Source organism: Peribacillus psychrosaccharolyticus ATCC 23296, from assembly GCF_000305495.1.
Taxonomy (GTDB): Bacteria; Bacillota; Bacilli; order Bacillales; family DSM-1321; genus Peribacillus; species Peribacillus psychrosaccharolyticus.
On record NZ_AJTN02000253.1, the window covers coordinates 1 to 21942 of the forward strand.

General features: G+C 37.4%; 23 protein-coding genes and 1 pseudogene. 17 read left to right on the forward strand and 7 right to left on the reverse strand.

Annotated elements, in window-relative coordinates; genetic code table 11:
- Nucleotides 1-160, reverse strand: a pseudogene (locus WYK_RS24270) (disulfide bond formation protein B); the annotation flags it as partial.
- Nucleotides 161-363: 203 nt separating this feature from the next.
- On the opposite strand from WYK_RS24270, the gene WYK_RS21065 reads away from it, so the two are divergent.
- Nucleotides 364-1911 (forward strand): bifunctional GNAT family N-acetyltransferase/carbon-nitrogen hydrolase family protein, encoded by a 1548-nt coding sequence (locus WYK_RS21065; protein ID WP_040376403.1) that lies wholly within the window; start codon nucleotides 364-366, stop codon nucleotides 1909-1911.
- 139 nt (nucleotides 1912-2050) lie between these two features.
- Nucleotides 2051-3790, forward strand: coding sequence for a phospho-sugar mutase (locus WYK_RS21070; protein WP_040376404.1), 1740 nt, complete (start codon nucleotides 2051-2053; stop codon nucleotides 3788-3790).
- Nucleotides 3791-3881: 91 nt separating this feature from the next.
- Here WYK_RS21070 and WYK_RS21075 read toward each other — a convergent pair whose 3' ends face one another.
- Nucleotides 3882-4124, reverse strand: coding sequence for a YhdB family protein (locus WYK_RS21075; protein WP_040376405.1), 243 nt, complete (start codon nucleotides 4122-4124; stop codon nucleotides 3882-3884).
- 219 nt (nucleotides 4125-4343) lie between these two features.
- Between WYK_RS21075 and WYK_RS21080 the strand changes: the two genes are divergently transcribed.
- Complete coding sequence (locus WYK_RS21080; protein ID WP_040376406.1) at nucleotides 4344-4658, forward strand: DUF3889 domain-containing protein; 315 nt, start codon at nucleotides 4344-4346, stop codon at nucleotides 4656-4658.
- A gap of 103 nt (nucleotides 4659-4761) precedes the next feature.
- A complete protein-coding gene (locus WYK_RS21085) occupies nucleotides 4762-6174 on the forward strand; it encodes a SpoVR family protein (RefSeq protein ID WP_040376407.1) in 1413 nt (470 codons plus the stop codon).
- 219 nt (nucleotides 6175-6393) lie between these two features.
- On the opposite strand, the gene WYK_RS26085 is transcribed toward WYK_RS21085, so the two are convergent.
- Nucleotides 6394-6528 (reverse strand): hypothetical protein, encoded by a 135-nt coding sequence (locus tag WYK_RS26085; protein ID WP_268870072.1) that lies wholly within the window; start codon nucleotides 6526-6528, stop codon nucleotides 6394-6396.
- Between the two features lie 190 nt (nucleotides 6529-6718).
- Nucleotides 6719-7324 carry a DUF2441 domain-containing protein gene (locus WYK_RS21095; protein ID WP_040376409.1) on the reverse strand — a complete coding sequence of 202 codons (606 nt, stop codon included), beginning with the start codon at nucleotides 7322-7324 and terminating at the stop codon, nucleotides 6719-6721.
- Nucleotides 7325-7517: 193 nt separating this feature from the next.
- Between WYK_RS21095 and WYK_RS21100 the strand changes: the two genes are divergently transcribed.
- From WYK_RS21100 to WYK_RS21135, 8 genes are all read left to right on the forward strand, one after another.
- Nucleotides 7518-7787: an excalibur calcium-binding domain-containing protein gene (locus WYK_RS21100; RefSeq protein ID WP_040376410.1), complete on the forward strand. Its 270-nt coding sequence runs from the start codon at nucleotides 7518-7520 to the stop codon at nucleotides 7785-7787.
- Between the two features lie 212 nt (nucleotides 7788-7999).
- A complete protein-coding gene (locus WYK_RS21105) occupies nucleotides 8000-8347 on the forward strand; it encodes an ArsR/SmtB family transcription factor (protein ID WP_040376411.1) in 348 nt (115 codons plus the stop codon).
- 22 nt (nucleotides 8348-8369) lie between these two features.
- Nucleotides 8370-9665 carry an arsenic transporter gene (locus tag WYK_RS21110; protein WP_040376412.1) on the forward strand — a complete coding sequence of 432 codons (1296 nt, stop codon included), beginning with the start codon at nucleotides 8370-8372 and terminating at the stop codon, nucleotides 9663-9665.
- A 739-nt stretch (nucleotides 9666-10404) separates the two neighbouring features.
- Nucleotides 10405-11934, forward strand: coding sequence for a maltose/glucose-specific PTS transporter subunit IIC (locus tag WYK_RS21115; protein ID WP_040376413.1), 1530 nt, complete (start codon nucleotides 10405-10407; stop codon nucleotides 11932-11934).
- A 26-nt stretch (nucleotides 11935-11960) separates the two neighbouring features.
- Entirely contained in the window at nucleotides 11961-12659 is a 699-nt protein-coding gene (locus WYK_RS21120) for an N-acetylmannosamine-6-phosphate 2-epimerase (protein WP_040376414.1), read from the forward strand.
- A 160-nt stretch (nucleotides 12660-12819) separates the two neighbouring features.
- Complete coding sequence (locus tag WYK_RS21125; RefSeq protein ID WP_040376415.1) at nucleotides 12820-13662, forward strand: MurR/RpiR family transcriptional regulator; 843 nt, start codon at nucleotides 12820-12822, stop codon at nucleotides 13660-13662.
- Nucleotides 13663-13875: 213 nt separating this feature from the next.
- Complete coding sequence (locus WYK_RS21130; protein WP_040376416.1) at nucleotides 13876-15060, forward strand: molybdopterin-dependent oxidoreductase; 1185 nt, start codon at nucleotides 13876-13878, stop codon at nucleotides 15058-15060.
- A gap of 212 nt (nucleotides 15061-15272) precedes the next feature.
- Nucleotides 15273-15875 (forward strand): DedA family protein, encoded by a 603-nt coding sequence (locus tag WYK_RS21135; protein WP_040376417.1) that lies wholly within the window; start codon nucleotides 15273-15275, stop codon nucleotides 15873-15875.
- Between the two features lie 145 nt (nucleotides 15876-16020).
- Here the strand turns inward: WYK_RS21135 and WYK_RS24275 are convergent, their stop codons facing one another.
- Nucleotides 16021-16176, reverse strand: a complete 156-nt coding sequence (locus WYK_RS24275; RefSeq protein WP_081704993.1) for a YjcZ family sporulation protein — start codon at nucleotides 16174-16176, stop codon at nucleotides 16021-16023.
- Between the two features lie 291 nt (nucleotides 16177-16467).
- Between WYK_RS24275 and WYK_RS21140 the strand changes: the two genes are divergently transcribed.
- The 4 genes from WYK_RS21140 (at nucleotide 16468) to WYK_RS21155 (ending at nucleotide 20088) form a co-directional block, all read left to right on the forward strand.
- Complete coding sequence (locus WYK_RS21140; RefSeq protein ID WP_040376418.1) at nucleotides 16468-17256, forward strand: DUF4240 domain-containing protein; 789 nt, start codon at nucleotides 16468-16470, stop codon at nucleotides 17254-17256.
- Nucleotides 17257-17274: 18 nt separating this feature from the next.
- On the forward strand, nucleotides 17275-17742 hold the full coding sequence (locus WYK_RS21145) for a GNAT family N-acetyltransferase (protein ID WP_051387814.1): 468 nt from the start codon (nucleotides 17275-17277) through the stop codon (nucleotides 17740-17742).
- Nucleotides 17743-17978: 236 nt separating this feature from the next.
- Entirely contained in the window at nucleotides 17979-18668 is a 690-nt protein-coding gene (locus tag WYK_RS21150) for a response regulator transcription factor (protein ID WP_040376419.1), read from the forward strand.
- The gene (locus tag WYK_RS21155; RefSeq protein ID WP_040376420.1) at nucleotides 18658-20088 is read left to right on the forward strand and encodes a HAMP domain-containing sensor histidine kinase; all 1431 of its coding nucleotides are present in this window, start codon (nucleotides 18658-18660) and stop codon (nucleotides 20086-20088) included. Before WYK_RS21150 ends, WYK_RS21155 begins: the two co-directional genes overlap by 11 nt.
- Before the next feature lie 55 nt (nucleotides 20089-20143).
- Here the strand turns inward: WYK_RS21155 and spx are convergent, their stop codons facing one another.
- Complete coding sequence (spx, locus tag WYK_RS21160) at nucleotides 20144-20542, reverse strand: transcriptional regulator Spx (RefSeq protein WP_040376421.1); 399 nt, start codon at nucleotides 20540-20542, stop codon at nucleotides 20144-20146.
- A 281-nt stretch (nucleotides 20543-20823) separates the two neighbouring features.
- On the opposite strand from spx, the gene WYK_RS21165 reads away from it, so the two are divergent.
- A complete protein-coding gene (locus WYK_RS21165; RefSeq protein WP_040376422.1) occupies nucleotides 20824-21300 on the forward strand; it encodes a hypothetical protein in 477 nt (158 codons plus the stop codon).
- 118 nt (nucleotides 21301-21418) lie between these two features.
- On the opposite strand, the gene WYK_RS25050 is transcribed toward WYK_RS21165, so the two are convergent.
- Nucleotides 21419-21586 (reverse strand): hypothetical protein, encoded by a 168-nt coding sequence (locus tag WYK_RS25050; RefSeq protein WP_161629164.1) that lies wholly within the window; start codon nucleotides 21584-21586, stop codon nucleotides 21419-21421.
- Between the last annotated feature and the right edge of the window lie 356 nt (nucleotides 21587-21942).

The window sequence follows — 21942 nt, forward strand, 5'->3', positions numbered from 1 at the left end:
TAACCGTAAACGGATACATAAGAATTCTTTGATACCAGCATAATTCACAGGGTTCATATTGTCTTTATTTTCTAGAAAAATATAAGCTGCCAAATGTTGCGATGATCGAAATGGCCATGACGAAAAATAGGAAATTATCTCGAGTAGCTGATTTTTTCATTTATACTCTCCTTACTTCGTATTCCTAAAAATTATAGTATGATTTGATAAGTAAGTAAAATATATATACCCAGTAACTTCGTTCAGAATACCTAAGGTCAATTGCTTGAAAAAAGAAAAACTCAATTAATTTTTCGTTTCATTCCAGTAAAAGTAGGGTATGTTGTTAAGATGAAGTAGTGCCATTAAAGGAGTATGAAGAATATGGAAAACCTAGATCTACATAAGTATGAAAAAATCATGGAAATACGTAATATGCGAAGTGAGGATATAGAAGAAATAATCGCACTTCAAGAATACTGTTTTCCTGGCATGGATCCATGGAAGAGGGAGCAACTAGAAAGTCATTTGCAAATATTCCCTGAAGGTCAATTTGTAGCCGAATACGATGGTAAGGTAATTGGCTCATGTTCAAGCCTGATTATTAATTTTGACGAATACGATGACCGCCATACTTGGGACGATGTGACTGATAACGGCTACATTACTAATCATAATCCGGATGGATATAATTTATATGGAATAGAAGTAATGGTACATCCAGAATTTAGACGGATGAAGATCGGGCAACGATTATATGAAGCAAGAAAAGAATTAGTAGCGGAGCTAAACTTAAAAAGTATCATCATTGGTGGAAGAATTCCTAATTTCCATAAATATTCTGACGATATGTCTGCCAGAGAATACGTAAAAGAAGTGCAGCTTCATAAACTGTATGATCCGGTTTTATCGTTCCAGCTGTTAAACGAGTTTTCTCTTATGAGAATCAACCCTAATTATCTTCCAGATGATGTTCAGTCCAATAAATATGCCACGTTAATGGAATGGAATAATGTCGATTACAGACCAAAAAATAAACGCTACTTTAAAACATCTGAGCCTGTAAGGATTTGCGTAGTTCAGTACATGATGCGTCAAATTAAATCATTTGAGGACTTTGCCAATCAAGTAGAGTACTTTACTGATGTAGCATCCGACGCAAATGCTGACTTTGCAGTCTTTCCAGAATTGTTTACAACCCAGCTAATGTCATTCTTAAACGAAAGATCACCTAGCATGGCAGTGAAAAAGCTGACGGAGTTTACTGAACAATATATTGAACTGTTTACGACATTAGCCGTACGTTATAACGTCAATATCATTGGAGGATCTCATTTTGTAAAAGAAGATGATGATAATATCTATAATATTGCCTACTTATTCCGTCGTGATGGAACGATAGAGAAACAATACAAAATTCATATCACTCCAAATGAACGCAAATGGTGGGGAATAAATGCTGGAGACAGTATTCGTGTTTTTGATACAGACTGTGGAAGAATCGCGATTCAGATTTGCTATGATATTGAATTCCCTGAAATGGCCCGTATTGCTACCGAAATGGGCGCGAAGATTATCTTTACACCTTTCTGTACGGAAGATCGTCAAGGGTACTTGCGCGTGAAATACTGTGCACAAGCCCGCGCGGTTGAAAATCAAATTTATACAGTCATTTCTGGTACAGTCGGAAATCTGCCGCAAACCGAAAATATGGATATTCAGTATGCACAATCAGGAATTTATGCTCCTTCAGATTTTGAATTTGCACGTGATGGTATAGTTGGTGAAACAAGTCCTAACCTTGAAATGGTTCTTATCGGAGACGTGGATCTTGAAATTCTGAGACGGGAACGCCAAAATGGTACCGTACAGCAGTTGAAAGATCGCAGGCATGATATTTACCAGCTTCATTATCATAAAGGAGAAAAATAACAACAGGAATAAAGATGCAGAGAAGGGAAGGATTTCTATGAAATCCGTCCCTTCTTTTTTAAAAAAATTTATGATAACTTTAGATGATACATAATTAGTAAATATCAAAATATAGTGAAAATAGAAAAGGAGTGTTTTTATGAATTGGAAGACCGGTTATCAGTCTTGGGCAGGATTTCAAAATCTTGATGAAGATTTAAAAAGAAAATTAGAAGAAATCAGCAGCGATGAAGCGCAGCTTGAGGATGCTTTTTATAAAAATTTAGAGTTCGGTACCGGCGGGATGCGTGGAGAAATAGGTGCAGGTACAAATCGCATGAATATCTATACGGTTAGGAAGGCAACAGCTGGTCTTGCAGCCTATATTTCCTCTTTTGGGGAGGAAGCAAAAAAACGTGGTGCTGTCATTGCCTTTGATTCACGTCATAAATCTCCGGAATTTGCTTTGGAAGCAGCCAAAACGCTTGGAACATATGGAATAAAGGCATACCTATTTGATGAATTACGGCCAACGCCTGAGTTGAGCTTCGCTGTTCGTGAGCTTAATGCTTATGCAGGAATTGTCATTACAGCCAGCCATAATCCTCCTGAATATAATGGGTACAAAGTGTATGGGCCAGATGGCGCACAACTTGCCCTTGAGCCGGCAGATCAAGTGATACAATACGTTGATGACATTGAAAACGAACTGGTGCTTGAAATTGAAGAAGAACAAGTACTGAAACAAAAAGGTTTGATTCAAATAATTGGAGAAGAAATCGATGCATTGTATAATGAGCAGCTGTTAACTTTGCCGGAAAACCCTCAATTAGCTGAAGAAACGGATTTGGAAATTGTGTTTACGCCGCTTCATGGTACATCCAATAAATCTGTGCGTCGTGCATTAAAGGACCTTGGTTATAAAAACGTTCACGTTGTGGCCGAACAAGAACTTCCCGATCCTAATTTTTCTACAGTTGCTTCGCCAAACCCGGAAGAGCATGCTGCATTCGAACAGGCAATTAAACTTGGGAACAGCGTCGATGCTGACCTATTAATTGCGACTGATCCAGATGCTGACCGTCTAGGAATCGCTGTTAAAAACAAACAAGGTGAATACGTGGTACTGACTGGTAATCAAACAGGTGCTTTATTATTAGATTATTTACTTACACAGAAGAAAGAGAAGCAAACACTTCCTCAAAATGGTGTAATCTTAAAGACAATTGTTACCTCAGAGATTGGCCGGAAAATTGCATCTGAATTTGGATTGCCTACTATCGATGTTTTAACTGGTTTTAAATTTATATCTGAAAAAATTAACGCTTATAATGAAAGCGGCGAGCATAGTTTCTTATTTGGTTATGAAGAAAGTTACGGATATCTAGTTAAAGATTTCGCAAGGGATAAAGATGCTATACAGGCCGCTGTCCTTGCAGTTGAAGTATGTGCGTATTATAAAAAACAAGGAAAAACCTTATATGAGGGTCTATTAGAGGTATTTGAAAAGTATGGTTACTATTTAGAAGGATTGCGTTCACTTACGCTTAAGGGAATAGATGGAGCTCGTCAAATTAATGGAATTTTAGACGATTTCCGTAACAATCCTCCAAAGCAAATTGCCAAACAGCATGTTGTCATTGAGGAAGATTATCGAAGCAGTCGAAAGCATTCATTATTAAAGAACACTCAAGAAACAATTGATTTGCCAAAATCAAATGTACTCAAGTATTTCTTAGAAGATGGTACATGGGTTTGCTTGAGGCCTTCTGGAACAGAACCTAAAATTAAATTTTATTTTGGCGTACAAGGAACATCAATGGCAGAAGCTGAAGAAAAACTTGCAGCAGTGACTTCCGATTTCATGGCTGGTATTGAAGCAAAGTTAAGCGTAAGCTAAGGATATTATAGTGATGGAAGGACTAAGTCCTTCCATCCTTTTTTTTGGCTTTTTTGCATAGAAACGTATAGGAAACAAATGCTAAGAATAATCAATCAGAAACAGCTGCCCAATCCTCATAGGTACATTCGGTAGCGTGATCCAAGTAACGGAACAGGGAATACAGCTTTGCCTGAACGATTGTATAATCGGTTTCAAAGTGATACACATGGAGAAAATGTTCAATCTTCTTAGAAAGAAATTGATCTTTAGTCTGAACCATTAAAATCGTTAAATTATCCCAATCCGAGCGATGCGTACAAAATAATGCTCGGTCATAATCATTCTTCTCCATCAATACCCCTCCTTCATCAGGAGCTACTGTTAGTTTGTACACGAAGTGTATGGCAATCTCTATGCAAAAAGTGGAGCCGTTGTTTTTGCAGGCTTGTTGCTATTTACCTGAATAATATTGAGTGTAAAAAGTGTAGAAACGTCCAGCAAAGCAAAGGTACGTAGAATAAGCTTTGAAAAAAATACATACTAAAAAGAACAAAAAAGTAGGAGGAATCGCATGAAAAAAATCATATGTGCCTTTTTAACCCTCTTGATTGTTCTTCAATTCGGAATGAATACGTCAGCAGCAAATACTGGTTATGAGAAATATGGTCGAATAGCTATAGCCGTGGTTAAAGCGGATTATCCAAATGACGATGTAGTCGATTACGAATACAAGGGACGTACTCAAAATCCAAATGGACAAGCAGAGGACAGTTTTCAATTTCAAGTAAAAGATAAGGGAAGTGAAAGGACCGTTAAAGTGAAAATCAGGCATGATTTAACGAATAAAAAAATGTTGAACCTTATAGTAGAAGAAAAGGGTAAATAGACACAGAATTATCCCCCGTCAACTGCACAGAAAATGTCTTCTTCGTCATGTTCTCTCTTCTTTTTCATACAGTAGAGTAAGGGTAGAAAAGGGGGAGAGGCAGATGAATACTTCAGAGCATAAGGATTTGGAGTATACAATAAGTGAAATTACCGAAATAGCAAAAGGTTTCGGTCTTGATTTTTATCCGATGCGCTACGAAATATGTCCTTCTGAAATTATTTATACATTTGGTGCTTATGGTATGCCAACCCGGTATTCGCATTGGAGCTTTGGAAAGCAATTTCATAAAATGAAGCTCCATTATGACTTTGGATTGAGTAAAATATATGAGCTCGTTATTAATTCAGATCCATGCTATGCATTTCTTTTAGATTCTAATTCATTAATACAGAATAAGCTTATCGTGGCACACGTTTTAGCTCACTGTGATTTTTTCAAAAATAACGTCCGTTTTCAAAATACGAAGCGTGACATGGTAGAAAGTATGGCAGCTACAGCCGACCGCATCCGCCATTATGAAACCATTCATGGTAAAAAAGAAGTAGAAACCTTTCTTGATGCCGTCTTAGCCATTGAAGAACATATTGACCCTTCAATGATGAGGGCAAAATTTGATCTATTTGATGAAGAGGAATCCAGTGAAGAAATTAAACAAAAGCAGACTCCTTATGATGGATTATGGTCATTAGATAGTAACGATGTACCCGAGAAATCGCCAATAAAGAAACATAAGAAATTCCCGCCAAGACCAGAAAAGGACATAGTCCTATTTATTGAGCAATACAGTCGTGAACTCACCGACTGGCAGCGTGACATATTAACCATGATGCGTGAAGAAATGCTCTACTTCTGGCCTCAGCTTGAAACTAAAATCATGAATGAAGGCTGGGCTTCGTATTGGCATCAGCGTATTCTTAGAGAGCTCGATCTCACATCAAGTGAAGCGATTGAATTTGCTAAGTTAAATGCAGGGGTGGTTCAGCCATCACGCACGAGTATCAATCCGTACTATTTAGGACTTAAAATATTTGAGGATATTGAAGACCGGTATGATAATCCAACAGATGAAATGAAAAAGCTTGGAATCCAACCCAAATCCGGCAGGGAAAAAATGTTTGAGGTTCGAGAAATTGAATCCGATATTTCATTTATCCGAAACTATTTAACTAAAGATTTGGTAATGCGTGAGGATCTGTATTTGTTTCAAAAGCAGGGAAAAGACTATAAAATTGTGGATAAGCAATGGGAAAAGGTTCGCGATCAGTTAGTGGGGATGCGGGTCAATGGCGGTTTTCCTTATATCACCGTCAATGACGGCGACTATCAGCGCAAAGGGGAAATATATTTAAAACATTGGTATGAAGACATTGAATTAGACTTGAAATACTTAGAAAAGGTTATGCCCTATATATACCAGCTCTGGGGCAGGCCCGTTCATCTAGAATCGGTGATGGAAAAGAAAGAGATTTTATTTTCCTATGATGGGAAGAGTATTCATCGTAAATATTTGTGAAATTTCACCCTTTGTAAAAAGACATTCTAAATTAGTGTTCTCCTAGAAGAGGGAATAAAAAAAGAAGTCACACATTTAACGATATCAGCCGCATAAAAGGAACATAGAAACAATTAGTCTCTAAACCAACCTGAGTAAAGATAAATTCTATCATCAATTGAAAAAAGAACTCTGAATAAGAAAAACATAGGGAGATTTTAGTCTTCCTATGTTTTCATATTATTTATCTGTATGTTTTTGCTTCTTTTTCAAATACTCCGCACGTATTTTTTCCAGTTGCTGCTTTTTATCAAATTTAGCAGGCGTCCGTTTTTCATGAAACTTTGTCACAGCTACCTGACCTTTGGTATCCAATTGATATTTCCCCACTTTGTTCACCTACTTTTCTTCTCTTTAAAAAGAATCTATTCAACAAATATAATATACCTTATTTTTTATTAGTGTACTGAAAAACTTAGTAAATATTCGTTTAATGCGAATAAGTCCTTGGTATTCATCGTAAATATTTGTGAATAGGAAGAAGATGATCTCTAAACTATAGGGATCATCTTTTTTCTATGTTTGTAAAATCATCAATAATTTCAATTACTTCAATTTTCCCATTAACCAAAAGCTCTGGAAGATTTGGATTGACCTTTCCCTTCCAATATTCTCTAGCTTGTTCGATTTTTCGAGAAAAAGGAACCCCATCTTCCTTTGGGAGAAGGCTGCCATCGCCGAAAAAAGAATTCCCAATTACTCGGAGTTTAACAATCTGTAAAACATTCCGATTGTGCGAATCAAATAATTCTTTCCATGTCAAAGCATCTTTATAACTGTTTGCAGCATATAAACAAGACAATCTAGAAGGATAGTTAGGATACTCTTGAAGTCTCACCATTTCTACGATCACTTCTCTAATTGCTCTGATTGTTTGATCTACATACTTAATAGCAACATCAGCATTTTCGCTATTCATATTCAAACCAGCCTTTGAATAGTGATTTTGTAAAATCTGAAAAAAGTCTTCACCTTTAGGATTAAGTTGTTCCCTCTCAAAAAAGAAGCGATATAAGGCATTATATTGATTCTTATCAAAAAAGATGATCTGACCCATCTTCATTTTTTTCCTCGTTACAATATGATAAACAAGCAATTCGTTCTCTTCCATAAGCAGCCTCCCTATTGTATTGTTAAATTTTAACATGGAATAAACGTAGGGAGGAAGCCAAGGTGCCTGTTCAGACAGGATATATTCACCCGTTCATAATCGGTGATTGAAATTTTTGGTAAAAGTTACCGTTGTCTAGGTAAATTGACTAGTATACGATTATTAACGGTAAATATGGAGGGGAGGAAATACAATGAAAAAAATATCAATGGTATTATTGTCACTAAGTTTAGTTCTTGGTTTTTCTTTCAGTACATTGGATGTAGCTGAAGCGAAAGGTGAAGTTAAGAAATTCAGTAATTGTAAGGCGATGAACAAAGTCTATAAAGGCGGAGTAGCCAAAACAAAGAGCACGAAAAACAAAGGCGGCAAAACAAAGTTTAAACCTTTTGTATCAAAGGCTTTATACAATGCAAATAAAACAAAAGATCGGGATAAAGATTATATTGCTTGCGAACGCTAAGATAGATGGAAAGGGGCTTTTTTTAAAAGTCCTTTTTATTTTTTATGAAGCATACCCAGTGGGGTATTATTGAGATTTAGAATATGCCTAGACGGGAATAACTGCTAGTTTTGCTTAATAGTCATCGAAATACCCCCCCGGCTTCAAACAATCTATTGACCATATAAGTATTTGCTTATATTATGATAAGATAAAAAGGGAGGAGGGAAATCATGCACCATCTATCAGATCAAAGCATTGATACAATTGCCGACATATTAAAACTTTTAGGTGATAAAACTCGGTTAACTATGGTGAAGATTATGTCTGAACACGAATGTTGTGTATGTGAATTTGTTGATTTGTTTGAGATGAGTCAACCAGCGATTTCTCAGCATTTACGAAAAATGAAGGATAAGGGGTTGATAAAAGAAACAAGAAAAGGGCAATGGGTTTTCTATTCGTTAAATCCAAATCATCCGAATTATTCTTTCGTTCAAACCGTTATTCAGGCGGTCCCAAGTCAGCAAGGAAAGTTAAATAATTTAAAAGCACAGGGAAAACGAATTACCTGTTGCTAAGTATATAGGAGGAAAACCAGCATTGATTTCAGTGATAGCAGCGATTATTATTTTTCTTTTAACCCTTACACTAGTTATTTGGCAGCCTAAAGGATTATCAATTGGGTGGTCAGCTTGTGGAGGTGCGGTTCTTGCATTATTGGCGGGAGTCGTAGATTTTCATGATGTATTTGAAGTAACACAGATTGTCTGGAATGCTACATTAGCTTTTATTGCAATTATAATTATTTCTCTTATCTTAGATGAAATTGGTTTCTTTGAGTGGGCTGCGCTGCACATGGCGCGGGCAGCTAAAGGAAGCGGAGTGAAAATGTTTGTATATGTCAGTATTCTAGGGGCAGTAGTGGCAGGGTTATTTGCAAATGATGGAGCAGCACTCATCCTGACACCGATTGTTCTGGCAATGGTCCGAAATTTAAAGCTGGAAGATAAAATGATTTTCCCTTTTATCATTGCGAGTGGGTTTATTGCAGATACCACATCACTTCCGCTTGTAGTTAGTAATTTAGTGAACATTGTATCTGCTGACTTTTTTGGAATAGGATTCATTGAGTTTGCTTCGAACATGATTATTCCAAACCTTTTTTCCTTAACAGCAAGTATCTTAGTTTTATATCTTTATTTTAGAAAGAGTATTCCCAAACAATACGATATGGCAGAGCTAAAGGAGCCAGTCGACGCAGTAAAAGATATCAGGATGTTCCGATTATCAGGTATTGTCCTAGCTATTCTCCTGATTGGGTACTTTAGCAGTGAGTATATTCATGTTCCTGTTTCGTTCATCGCAGGTATCATTGCCATCTTTTTCTTGTTAATGGCGCGACGCAGTTCAGCAGTCAATACGAAAAACGTTATAAAGGGAGCACCTTGGAACATCGTCTTCTTCTCTATTGGGATGTATGTAGTCGTTTATGGATTGAAAAATGCAGGATTGACCAACGTGCTGGCAGATGTTATTCAGTTGGCAGCTGATCAAGGATTATTCGTTGGAACGCTTGCTATGGGCTTCATCGCAGCCATTCTCTCATCCTTAATGAACAATATGCCAACGGTGATGATCAATGCGCTTGCTATTGATCATACAGCAGCATCTGGCGTTATCAAAGAAGGACTCATCTACGCCAATGTGATTGGCTCGGATTTAGGCCCGAAAATTACGCCGATTGGTTCATTGGCAACTTTATTATGGCTTCATGTCCTCAAAACCAAAGGAGTCATTATTTCGTGGGGCACCTATTTTAAAACAGGGATCATTATTACGATTCCAGTGTTATTAATCACCTTAATAGGTTTGTATTTACGATTACTCATTGGCTGAATTTAGGAATAGACAATATAAAACAAAAAAGGTGCGGAATGGTTCATTCCGTACCTCTTTTGGCATTTTTAACATATTTCATGGAATTTTCCCTGCTTATCAAGGCAACTAAGTCTCTATTAAGTACTGTTTTCCATCTTTAAATTGTATCTGCTTTCATTATCACTTGTGTTCTACTTAATAATCTTTAATTCTTCCTGTTCGAACGGATTTGTCGGAAAGAGTGTTCTTCGTAATTCCCCCGATTTGAATTGATCTCCTCCTAAATCTGCTCTTGGGTAGCACGTGTTTCCATTTGAGCGTCGGACTAAAATCCAAATTAAATGTAGAAAGACCGTTGATTGGAGTGTTGGCGTGAAGACTCCTGCGGGAACAGCGGGACAGGTGAGACCCCGCAGGAGCGTAAGCATTGATGCGGCTCACCACCCGCCCGCGGAAAGCGAAACGCCTGGAACGGAAATCAACAGCCGCATTTTAAAAACTAATAAAGAAGACTGTAGACAAACTCGATTTCCACCCGAGTTTGTCTACAGTCTGAGGTTTGGATGCATATCCAAACCTTTTTTTTGTTTTTTGGCAGAGATACTTTTTCAATGAAAGAATTTTCAGAGCTGTGACCCTATTTTTGAAAGGGGATGAAATCTAGCGGGTTTAATGGAAAGCGTAATTTTGGGAAGATATAATACGGCTATAAAGCATATCTATTATTATATAAATACTTTTATTGGGAGGTATAGGTATGAATAATTTCTTTGAGAAAGCTCAACAGTTTGGTAAATCTTTTATGCTCCCTATCGCTGTATTACCTGCAGCGGGTTTGTTATTAGGGATTGGTGGTGCATTATCAAATCCAAATACGGTTTCAGCATATCCATTTTTAGATATCGGTTGGCTGCAAGCGATTTTTACGATTATGAGTTCAGCTGGTAGTATCGTCTTTAGTAATTTACCCATAATTTTTGCTGCTGGCGTAGCGATTGGGCTTGCCCGCTCAGATAAAGGGACAGCAGGTTTAGCTGCCATGATTGGGTACTTTGTAATGAACAGCTCTATTAATGCATTACTGTCCATTACAGGGGATCTAGCTGAAAACAATTTGGCTGGTGCCGGACAAGGAATGGCAGTTGGCATCCAAACACTAGAAACAGGGGTGTTTGGAGGGATTGTCATTGGGATAGTCGCAGCTCTATTACATAATAGATATAACAAAATTCAACTGCCTCAAGTATTAGGGTTTTTCGGTGGTTCTCGTTTTATCCCGATAATTGTTTCTTTTACATCCATCCTTGTAGGAGTTGTTTTATTTATAGTCTGGCCGTATTTTCAATTACTAATTAATCAACTAGGTTCACTCGTCACAAGTACGGGTACGATTGGAACCTTGTTATATGGTTTTATTCTTCGCATGCTCGGGCCAATGGGTTTACACCATATCTTCTATCTTCCTTTTTGGCAAACCGCTTTAGGTGGGTCAATGGAAATTGGCGGGCAGATTATTAATGGTACTCAGAACATCTTTTTTGCTCAATTAGCTGATCAAGAAACCGTGAAATATTATGAAGGTGTATCCAGATTCATGTCTGGACGGTTTATAACGATGATGTTCGGACTTCCTGGAGCAGCGTTAGCCATCTATCATTGTGCTAAACCAAAGAATAAAAAAATTGTCGCAGGTATTTTATTATCAGCAGCCTTAACCTCTTTCTTAACTGGAATTACAGAGCCGCTTGAATTTAGTTTTCTATTTGTTGCCCCGCTTCTGTACTTTGTTCATGCTTTGTTTGATGGATTAGCCTTTATGATGGCTGATATCTTTTCTATTACAATTGGACAAACCTTTTCAGGAGGATTTATAGACTTCATCTTATTTGGTATTCTGCAGGGTATGGACAAAACCAATTGGATTTATGTAATTGTGGTAGGGATTCCATGGTTCTTTTTATACTATTTCTCTTTTAAATTTTTAATTAAGAGAAAAAATTTCAAGGTATTAGGACGGGAAGATGATGAAAAGTCTGTTACGCAAGTAATCACTACTGATCGTGCGAAAACAATTGTTGATGGTTTAGGTGGTGCCGCTAATATTGACGTAGTGGATTGCTGTGCGACACGACTGAGAGTCACAGTTAAAGATAACTTGATAATAAATGATGATTTAATTAAGCAAACCGGTTCGAAGGGAATTGTGAAAAAAGGGAATGGTATTCAAGTTATTTACGGACCACAAGTTACTATTATTAAAAATGAAATTGAGGAATACCTAGAATAGTACTCTTTTATAAGGACGTGGAAAACATGCAGAAATCTGTACTAAATCAAATGGAAAAAGGGTTAATCGTATCTTGTCAGGCATTAGAAGGGGAGCCTTTGCACAGTTCTTTTATTATGGGACGAATGTCTATCGCAGCTAAAGAAGGTGGAGCAAAAGGGATTCGAGCAAACTCAGTACCTGACATCTTAGAAATAAAAAGATGTGTCGATCTTCCAGTCATTGGGATCATTAAACAGGTTTATGGGCAAAACCCGGTCTTTATTACACCAACGATGAAAGAGATTGATGACTTGATGACAACGGGAGTAGAAATTATCGCTACAGATGCTACATCTCGTGTTAGACCAGACGGGAGATCTTTAGACCAGTTTTATCAAGAAGTTAAAATGAAGTATCCAGAGGTTATTCTTATGGCAGATGTTTCAACTGTGGAAGAAGCCATATACGCTGATGAACTAGGGTTTGATATTGTTGCTCCAACATTATATGGATATACGGATGAAACAGATGGCCTAAAAATTGATTCCAATAATTATGGGGTTATAAAACAAATTGTAAAAGAAGTGAAACATGCTATAGTTATAGCCGAAGGGAACGTCTTCACACCGGAAATAGCTCGTACCCTATTAGATATCAATGTACACTCAGTCGTAGTAGGTGGAGCAATTACTCGACCGCAGCAAATAACAAAGCGTTTTGTTGAAGCAATGACTACTAACTGAACCCATTTCCTATCTGTCCTGTAAATAGTGTTCTGTTGAAAATTCATAACATTCATATTTATAAAATAAATATCCTAATATAATAGACAAGTTGGTTAAGTATCCTTTAATATGAATGATAAGGAAAATAAACCTCTTAATATAAGTTAGGTGAAACAACATGGAATACTTAGGTGAGAATCTTCTACATGGAATAGAATGCAGCATGGAGAAGTTCACAAGGACAGAAAAAGAAATTGCTAACTATATAATTAAAAAGCCAACAGAAATCAGCGTGTTATCTAGTAGTCAAATTGCAAAGAAATTACATGTTTCACCTGCAACAATTACAAGGTTTTGTCAAAAACTATCATATTCAGGATTCAATGAATTTAAGCATGAACTAAAAAGATACGTAGATTTAAATATGAGACCAGGTTTGACAGCCGGGATCAAGCAAATAGATTATTTTGCTCAATTGTACCAAAATCATTTGGACATTATTGAGAATACCTTTCAAAATGTTGCTTATCCTGACATTCAGGAAGTTGTCCTTCTTCTTAATCAGGCAAAAAAAATTCATGTATATGGGATTGGAAATTCAGGGATAGCAGCTCAAGAATTTAAATCTAAATTTTTTCGAATAGGCTTGAATATTGAAACCATTACAGATCCGCATCAAGCTGCAATGGATGCCTCACTTAGTACAAAAAAGAGTGTCGTTATAGGAATATCTCTGACGGGGGAGACAAAGGAAATTATTCGTGCTGTAAAGATAGCCAAGGCACAAGGTTCCTCAATCATTGTTTTCACTGGGGAAAAAAATTCTGAACTATGTAAATTATCCGATATAACATTATTAGCAATGAATAAAAGCAATAGACATATGGGGCAGAATATTTCGCCATCGTTCCCGTTTTTCTTGCTTTTTGATCTAATTTATACGGAGCTGATAACAAAGGATTATAAGAATCGAATGCATTTTAGGGAAAAGACCTTAAAGTCATTACAAGATGATGAATAGAAAAACAGCGGAAACGGGTACACATACTCAGTTTCCGCGTTTTTCTATTCGTTTGAAACTAAAAGTAAAAAATAGATAAATAGGGTAGTATAAAATCATGTATGTAGAAGCAATGGAGCTGGAATAACAGTCAAGCGTCCTTAATCGAGAGTTTAAACCTATTTCTCCTTTCTTCTTTCCCTTATACTGGAAGCGTGAGAAGAAGGGGTGAGGATGTTGAGTGAGAAAAAGCGTTTATGGAAGAAGCTTGTATGGCTGCATCACTCGAATGCGTGGATTTTTCTTTTCCTCGCTGTCACAGGGATCATCCTCTATTTGCCACTATTACGACCAGTATTAACCGTGGTGCGTGTATGGATTCGTGATGTTCATATTATCATGGGTTTCCTTTCTTTTCTGGTTGTTGTTTTGTATACGCCCGCCTTTAAAAAACATATGAAACAATTAGGCAAAAAACTGAATCAAAAAGTAAATGTATACTTAGTTCTGTTTATTTTAGCGGGGCTTTTTAGTACAGGTTTCATCCTTACCTATCATCGGCAATTTCCGGCAGGTTGGAATTCTGCGGCACTTTTCCTGCATGACTTATTTACTTGGGCGGGAATTCCTTACGTGCTTTACCATGCTGTTTCAAGAAGTAAATGGGGTAAACGTTTTCGAAAACAGAAAGAGAATGATCTGCCATATCTAATTGAAAAAGAAAATCCAGTAATCAATCGAAGGAAGTTTGTTCAGATTGCCGGTGGATCAGTCTTATTCTTAGTCGCTGCTCCTTTTATCGTTAAACTAGTTAAACCTGGCTTCGTCCCTTGGACATTCACAGGTAGTCAAAATGATAATCAAATGCTGCCGAAACCAAAAGCAGGCTATCCATTAAAAGGTGGGGGCGGCGATGGGCGGTTTCGTCCCTATACAGTTACGACCATCCCATCTTTCACAGCAGAAAATTGGTCATTTACGATCGATGGACTGGTTGAAAGGCCGATAACTTATACGTGGAATCAGTTCCTTGAACTTCCTCGCAAGGTACAGGTAAGTGATTTTCATTGTGTAACTGGCTGGAGTGTAAATCATGTGACGTGGGAAGGAATTCCTCTGCAAGAATTTCTTGACCTAGTCGGTGTTAGGGAAGAAGCAACGTATGTCAAATTGTATTCAGGTGATGGTGTATATACGGATTCATTAACACTTGATCAAGCTGCGATGGAGGATATTATGGTAGCTTTACTCATCGATGGCGAGCCAATCAATCAGGATTATGGGGGACCAGTACGGTTAATTGTTCCAAAAATGTATGCGTATAAGTCTGTAAAATGGCTGACTCGAGTTGAATTGATTGCTGAAGATCATGTGGGTTATTGGGAACAGAGGGGTTACAGTAAGGATGCCTGGATATAGGTTATGCGTAAAAGAAACTGCCTTTACCATGGCAGTTTTCTTTTATTTAGTAAAATAATCATATTGATTGTACTACAACGATGTTATACCCTTATAATAAGAATGAAAAATAAAATATGGGAATCTGTTTTAGGTAAAAGAAAAAATATGTACTGCTGATTACTCAGTGTACCTTTTTACTGCGCTCAGATAATAAAGAGGAGGCTTCCTTAGTGGATTCGATTGTGCTTCAAATGATAGAAGCCTTCAAAAGCTTAGGGTATTTTGGAATTACATTGGCATTGACCTTTGAATTTATTCCCGCTGAAGTTGTGCTGCCTTTAGCAGGCTACTGGGTATATGAAGGAGATCGAACGCTTCTTTTAAGTATATTGTTCGGGTCCATTGGTGGTGTTACGGGTCCCTTGACTGTGTATGCGCTGGGACGTTTTGGGGGCAGGCCGCTGATCTTAAAATACGGAAAATACTTTTTGATTAAAGAAGCTCAAGTCGACAAAGCGGATGCCTTTTTTCAAAAGTACGGCGGTAGTATCGCCTTTTTCGGCAGGTTTGTTCCTGGAGTAAGGACAGCAGTGTCCTTGCCATGTGGGATGACGAAGATGAATGTTTGGGCCTTCATGGGCTATACGTTCTTAGCTATGTTCCCAGTTACGTGTGTGTATGTGTATTTAGGATATCGTCTTGGACCGAAGTGGGAAGAAGCAGGAGGGATTTTTGCAGAATATGCAAATTATCTAATCATCCCCATTGTATTGATTGTCGTATTTATGTTTGTACGGCATAGAAAAAATAAAACGAAGATCGTGAATAAATAAAGAAATAAGCTTCATAAGAGTCATACGTATTGACTGTTTAATACTTTTTTATTTAGAAAGAGGACTCCCCTTAGCAGGGAAGTCCTCTTTCATATCTTTATGGCATTTGTTTAGTTATTTAGTCATTATAGACTTCTTTAATGAATTAACAGCAGCCTCCGCCGAAACCTCCGCCAAATCCACTGCATCCGATAATAACTAAAAGAATAAATAACACAATTAAAAGAGCGAAGCCGTTACCAAATCCACCACAACCTCCGCCATAACCACCTGCACCAGGACCAGGACCAACACCTGACATATAATAACCTCCTCAGATTATAACTTACTATTTTAAGGCTTCGGTTTGTTTTCTTTTCCTATTGCCTAATTCATACTATGTTGGCATGGGAAAAACGTTTGCTGTTTTAGGTAAAATGGGCGCTTGAAGTCGATAGTAAGTGAATGCTGGTATTGGATTGAAATGAGTGGATCTGCCGGCTGATTAATAAGACAATCATAATGAATAGTGGTTAAACACTGCAATTTACCTTGTTTACCGATATAATGTTTACAATACCAGAAAACTGGAGAATGAAGGGGAAATAAACAATTGGAAACAGTATTTGTATATAAAGATGAGGTATCACATAGATTTTGGCGGATTACTCGTTCAGGCTTGTCCTATATTGTTATGTATGGCAAAGAAGGATCTGTAGGGATGGTAAAAACAAAAACATTCGAAACAGAAGAAGATTGTGACAACGAAGTGAAACGGCTCATTCAATTAAAATTGAAAAAAGGCTACCAACCGGCTTCGTCAGTTGGCCTAATGATTAAAGAAACGACATTAACAGAAGAGTTATTTTGGGAGTTGCTTGAAAAAGCGCGTACAACAGGAGATGATCCGGAAGACGGACTTGAATGGCTGGTCAATTATTTGTCAACAAAATCAATCAAGGATATTGTGAATTTTGACTACCATTTCCATGAGTATTATATGAAGTCCTATACGTCCGATCTCTGGGCAGCTGCGTACATCATTATGGGTGGATGTTCAGACGACTGTTTTGATTATTTTAGGGCATGGCTTCTTTTTCAAGGAAAAAAAGTGTATGAATCGGCCATTGAAAATCCTGAATCCCTAATTCCTTATTTAAAGAAATTAGGAGAACAAGGGGAAGTACCTCAGTTAGAAGAGATTCTTTTTGCTGCGTGTGAGGCTTACGAAAAGAAAACTGGTAATGATGACGAGGACTATCTAGCAATCTATGAGAAATTAACAAAGGATCCATTTATACAGCTTGAGCTGGATTTGGATTGGGATGAGGAAAATGAAGAAAGCCTGAAAGCGATGTTCCCAGGACTATGGGAATTGTATGGGGAAAGTCCCTTAGAATAGTTTCAAGGAGGTATTTAATTGGAATTCAGGACGATCGATCCTATTCTTGATCGTGAGATGATTATCGCCTTTCGTAAGGACTCCTATGTAGTCAGCTTTGGTCATTCATCGGGTTTTGGTGATGAAGACAATTATGTTACTCGTATCAGCGAACGTGTTCTTCGTTTCCCAGAAGGGCAAGTAATTGTTGAGGAAGATGGACTAGCAATCGGGCAATTAGAGCTTCAAATCGTAAGGTATGAAGGAAGAGAAATTGGCTATGCGAACCTTTTTTACTTAGTTGCTGACTATCGCGGTAAAGGACGGGGCTCCGAACTGATTTCTTATGCTGAGAGTTTTTTTCGTAAGCAAGGTGTAAAGGAATATCAGTTGAGGGTGTCACTTGATAATCATCGGGCTATATCTCTTTATGAGCGTTCAGGCATGCACAAACTTCAGGTCGAAAGGCTTCAGAATTCTGTCTGGAGAATGAGAAAAGAGTTATAGGTTGATAGCAGCATAACTTCTCATAGTGAATAAGTCAGCTCTTACTATTAAGGGCTGGCTTCTTTGCGGGGATTTTAGGGGAAAACTAAAGAGTTGAAAGGAAATATGGAGATAATAATTTTAGGTCTTAACATACAGCTGACACAAATGCGAGGTATGCTTAAGTTAAAAAGGCTCGAACGCTCTTTTAAGCGCATTTGTTCAATATTCTTAACTGGTAAGAGGGGGCCTTGTAAATGAAGAAAATACTAGTGGTTGAAGATGAAAAAGCAATTTCTATGGTACTGAAGGCTTATCTTCACAGAGAGGGATTTGAAGTTATACAAGTATTTGATGGATCTGAGGCTATAGATGTCTTTATGGAATGGGAACCTGATTTAGTATTGCTTGATGTGATGCTGCCTGGTAAAGACGGATGGGAGATTCTTAAGGAGATCCGCGAAAAAGATGCCTGTCCTGTTATAATGCTCACGGCATTAGGAGAAGTGGATTATCGCCTCTCAGGCTTTAAATCAGGTGCGGATGACTATATATCCAAACCATTTGTTGCGGATGAAGTTGTGGCTCGTGTACATGCTGTTCTTCGAAGATCACCAAGTATCGTGACATCAGAAAAGAAAATTCGACAGTATGGCAGTCTAAAGGTAGACATGGGAACATATACGGTCTATGTGAATGGCAAGGAAGTGGTTATGACACCCCGCGATCTTTCTTTGTTTGTATTCTTTGTAAGTAATCCAAATCAAATATTTACAAGAGAGCAATTAATAGAACAGGTATGGGGAATGGATTACGATGGAAGTGATCGTGCTGTGGATCTTGCCATCAAAAGGATGAGGAAGGCCTTAGATAAATGGCCTGATTCGGAAGGAGAAATCAAAACTTTGCGGGGAATGGGGTATCAATTGCTAGTTTATGAAAACTAAAAAACGAACGACGCTGCTGCGCTATTGGACAACCCGATATTTAATTACTCTCACCACTGGATTATTGGTTTTATCTTTATTTTCTTTATGGTGGATGGAAAAAACTGCCCTCGAATATCGTTTAAGTCTATTAAAGTATTTAGCAGATGAAACAGCTGATCGAGCGATAAAGGACAATGGACAGATTGTGGTGGGGCCGCTCCTTTCTGAGATTGTTGAAGAAAGAGAGAAGATCCTTCATTTAAATGAACAGCCGATTATCTATATTGTCGATCCAGATGGAGAAATTATTTATACGATGCCGCAGCTATATATTGAGAGTAAAGATAATGTTCTACCAAATGTCATTATGAATAATAAGGATACGATCCAAAAAGTTAATATTAACGAGGAAAACCAGGTCTATGTTGTAAAATCTCCAATTAGGGAAGATAGTAATAAAATTAAAGGCTGGGTTGTCATTGCTCAAGAAGAGGGGTCTTTGACCGAGATCAACCAGGATCATGGTTTACTAGCCGTTATGATGGGTGGTCTGCTCATTATGGGATGGGGAGTTATTTATGTTCTTTCTAGACGAATATCCAAACCCATTCAAAATGTTGCGAAGGCTGCGGCTCAGGTTCGTGAGGGGAATTATAATATTTACCTTAAGGAAGAAGAGAGTCATGAGGAAGAAATCTATGAATTGGTTGAATCCTTTAAAGAAATGACAACTCGTTTAAAGCACATGGAGAAACTGCGAGCAGAACTATTTGCAGGTGTTACACATGATCTGAAAACTCCGGTTACATCCATCAGTGGGTTAATACAGGCGGTAAAGGACGAAGTTGTAACGGGTAATGAAAGTAAAGAATTCTTAAATATTTCCTTGAAGGAAACACAACGGCTTCAAAGAATGATTGAGGATTTACTTGATTATAATGCGATGGCAGCAGGTTCTTTTAAAATGCATGTGAAAAGTGAGAATATGAATTCATTTCTACAAGAGGCTTGTTATCACTGGCAGATCACCCAAGAAGAGCAGAACTTTGAGATAGTAGTTGAGCTTCCCAATGAGGACGTTTGGGCGAAAATGGATTCTATGCGTGTACAAGAAATCCTAATTAATTTGCTTAATAATGCAAAACAGGCATTAGATGAATCAGGGAAGATTAAGGTAGTTCTTTATGAATGGAATGGAGAACAAGTTTGTATTGATATCATTGATAATGGAAAGGGAATTCCGAAACATGAACAAGAATATATTTTTGAACCATTCTATCGTGGACAAAAGAAGAAGCTAAAGGTACGCGGTTTAGGACTGGGTCTTCCATTTAGTAAAATGCTGGCAAATGCTCAGCATGGAAATCTTGTCTTGAAAGAAAGTAATGAAGAGGGAACGATTTTTACAATTAGTTTTAAGAAGGCTTCATCGGAGTAAATAACGAAAACAGAGGATTGCCTGAATGACCAGGCAATCCTCTGTTTTTCTTTACTTAAGCATTAATTAAACTAATAGCTCTCCATAATTGTACATGTCGGACTTGGCGGGGTAAAAATCTGCCCATTTCTTCTTCATTATAGCCTGCATGAAGATTTTTTGAATCGAATATAATTGGGCGGCGAAGTAAGTCCGGATTTTTTTGAATGATTTTGCAAAGCTCATTTAATGGTGTATTATTTATATCGATATTTAGGTTTTTGAATTTCTTGGAACGGGTTGAAATAATTTCATCTGTTCCACCTTCTGTTTTACGTAGAATCGCTTTAATTTCATCCACACTTAAAGGCTGCGCATAGAGATTACGTTCATTATAGGCAATATTATTTTTCTGTAACCATGATTTAGCTTTTCTGCAAGCCAGACTGCTCGGCGTCGTGTAAATTGTAACCATTGATATCTACTCCTCTAATAAAGATAATTTTTAAAGTTACGTAATTTTTAATTTAAGGTCAGTTCATATTTGTCATTTTCTAGGAAAGGTAAAATGAGTTTATTACCCTATACACATACTTTACAGTGGTTATGTGTCAGCATCATGTCAAATGATCACTTTTCTGATGAAAAATAATTAAATTTTCGCGACAAGCCCTCTTTCGGTGATTATTTATATTTTAGAGCGGGCTATGGTATAATCAACGGACAAAGTTGAATCAATGAAATGAGGAAGAATTTTTGTTAACATTTGAAGAAAAATTGCACATTATTGAAACGTTCCCTGAATTGCAGCGCAAAGATATATCATTAGGCCGAGTGAATTTCCACTTTGAAGAAAGTGTACAGGATAAGAAAATTGTTGTTCAAAATTTACATCCTAATGGAAATGGATTTGTCTTTGCAGGACATTTACCATATAAACAAAGAGATAAAAAAGGCTTGGTTAATATTCGTGATTACTCAGAAGCAGAGTTACGTGAACTGCTAGAACAAGCAATTGCTTATTTATCGAAAGAGCCTGCTGGTATAGAAAAGGAAGAAGAAGCTGCTGATTGTGAAGGAACATGGGTTGGACGTAATCAACAAGAGTTGACTCTAGTTCGGGAGGACCAGCTCTGGAACGTTTATGCGGGATCTAACTTGGAAGAATGTTTCGAATCTCCTGTTGAAGCGGAGCGATACTTACGAGAAGAAGGTTTCCGTAAGAAAAGGTAAAACATATTGATTGCCGTTCCCTGGATTGGGTGAATGGCAATCTTTTTTTATTGAAAAGGAAAATGGACAAAGAGTTAAACTCTTTGTCCATTTTTCAACAATTACATTGTCAGTCGTTTTATTTCTGGTATTTCTTTATTTCAGGTTCCAAAGAAGCTGAATTTCCTTCATCATTTTGTGATTGTTTCTTTAGTTGTTTTACCATATAAACAATCATAAAAATAATTCCAGCCGCAAATAGTGCGAGCATACCAAACATTAGAACATTATATATAAGATCACCCATAGTGAGAATAGCCTCCTTTTCCTTTAGTATAACAGAAATGAGGAGGCTAACTAAGCGTATGTTCTTGGGAATTACTTAGCTTGGCTCGGAAAAGTGAAGCAAATCTATTTATTTTTACATAATCGGTTTCTTGATACATTTGTTCAATCTTTAAGGTCACAGCTAAGCGGCTTTTCGCAAAAAGCATATCTCGGAAAATATCAACTGCGCCGCAAAAATGTTGATAATTTGTTTCTCCAGTCCCGAAAACAGCAGTCACAGTCTAGAGTAAGGTCAAGTGTTTCAAGTTCCCGATAGAATGCGGCCATCTTTGCAGGCAATTCCGCCGTTCCCCCATGTATAGGTTACCCACAATT

What these genes read in the sequence shown, in the direction of transcription:
- WYK_RS21065 (WP_040376403.1), top strand. Translation starts at nt 364, where the DNA reads ATGGAAAACCTAGATCTACATAAGTATGAAAAAATCATGGAAATACGT.
- WYK_RS21070 (WP_040376404.1), top strand. Translation starts at nt 2,051, where the DNA reads ATGAATTGGAAGACCGGTTATCAGTCTTGGGCAGGATTTCAAAATCTT.
- WYK_RS21075 (WP_040376405.1), bottom strand. Translation starts at nt 4,124, where the DNA reads ATGGAGAAGAATGATTATGACCGAGCATTATTTTGTACGCATCGCTCG.
- WYK_RS21080 (WP_040376406.1), top strand. Translation starts at nt 4,344, where the DNA reads ATGAAAAAAATCATATGTGCCTTTTTAACCCTCTTGATTGTTCTTCAA.
- WYK_RS21085 (WP_040376407.1), top strand. Translation starts at nt 4,762, where the DNA reads ATGAATACTTCAGAGCATAAGGATTTGGAGTATACAATAAGTGAAATT.
- WYK_RS21095 (WP_040376409.1), bottom strand. Translation starts at nt 7,324, where the DNA reads ATGGAAGAGAACGAATTGCTTGTTTATCATATTGTAACGAGGAAAAAA.
- WYK_RS21100 (WP_040376410.1), top strand. Translation starts at nt 7,518, where the DNA reads ATGAAAAAAATATCAATGGTATTATTGTCACTAAGTTTAGTTCTTGGT.
- WYK_RS21105 (WP_040376411.1), top strand. Translation starts at nt 8,000, where the DNA reads ATGCACCATCTATCAGATCAAAGCATTGATACAATTGCCGACATATTA.
- WYK_RS21115 (WP_040376413.1), top strand. Translation starts at nt 10,405, where the DNA reads ATGAATAATTTCTTTGAGAAAGCTCAACAGTTTGGTAAATCTTTTATG.
- WYK_RS21120 (WP_040376414.1), top strand. Translation starts at nt 11,961, where the DNA reads ATGCAGAAATCTGTACTAAATCAAATGGAAAAAGGGTTAATCGTATCT.
- WYK_RS21125 (WP_040376415.1), top strand. Translation starts at nt 12,820, where the DNA reads ATGGAATACTTAGGTGAGAATCTTCTACATGGAATAGAATGCAGCATG.
- WYK_RS21130 (WP_040376416.1), top strand. Translation starts at nt 13,876, where the DNA reads ATGTTGAGTGAGAAAAAGCGTTTATGGAAGAAGCTTGTATGGCTGCAT.
- WYK_RS24275 (WP_081704993.1), bottom strand. Translation starts at nt 16,176, where the DNA reads ATGTCAGGTGTTGGTCCTGGTCCTGGTGCAGGTGGTTATGGCGGAGGT.
- WYK_RS21150 (WP_040376419.1), top strand. Translation starts at nt 17,979, where the DNA reads ATGAAGAAAATACTAGTGGTTGAAGATGAAAAAGCAATTTCTATGGTA.
- WYK_RS21155 (WP_040376420.1), top strand. Translation starts at nt 18,658, where the DNA reads ATGAAAACTAAAAAACGAACGACGCTGCTGCGCTATTGGACAACCCGA.
- spx (WP_040376421.1), bottom strand. Translation starts at nt 20,542, where the DNA reads ATGGTTACAATTTACACGACGCCGAGCAGTCTGGCTTGCAGAAAAGCT.
- WYK_RS25050 (WP_161629164.1), bottom strand. Translation starts at nt 21,586, where the DNA reads ATGGGTGATCTTATATATAATGTTCTAATGTTTGGTATGCTCGCACTA.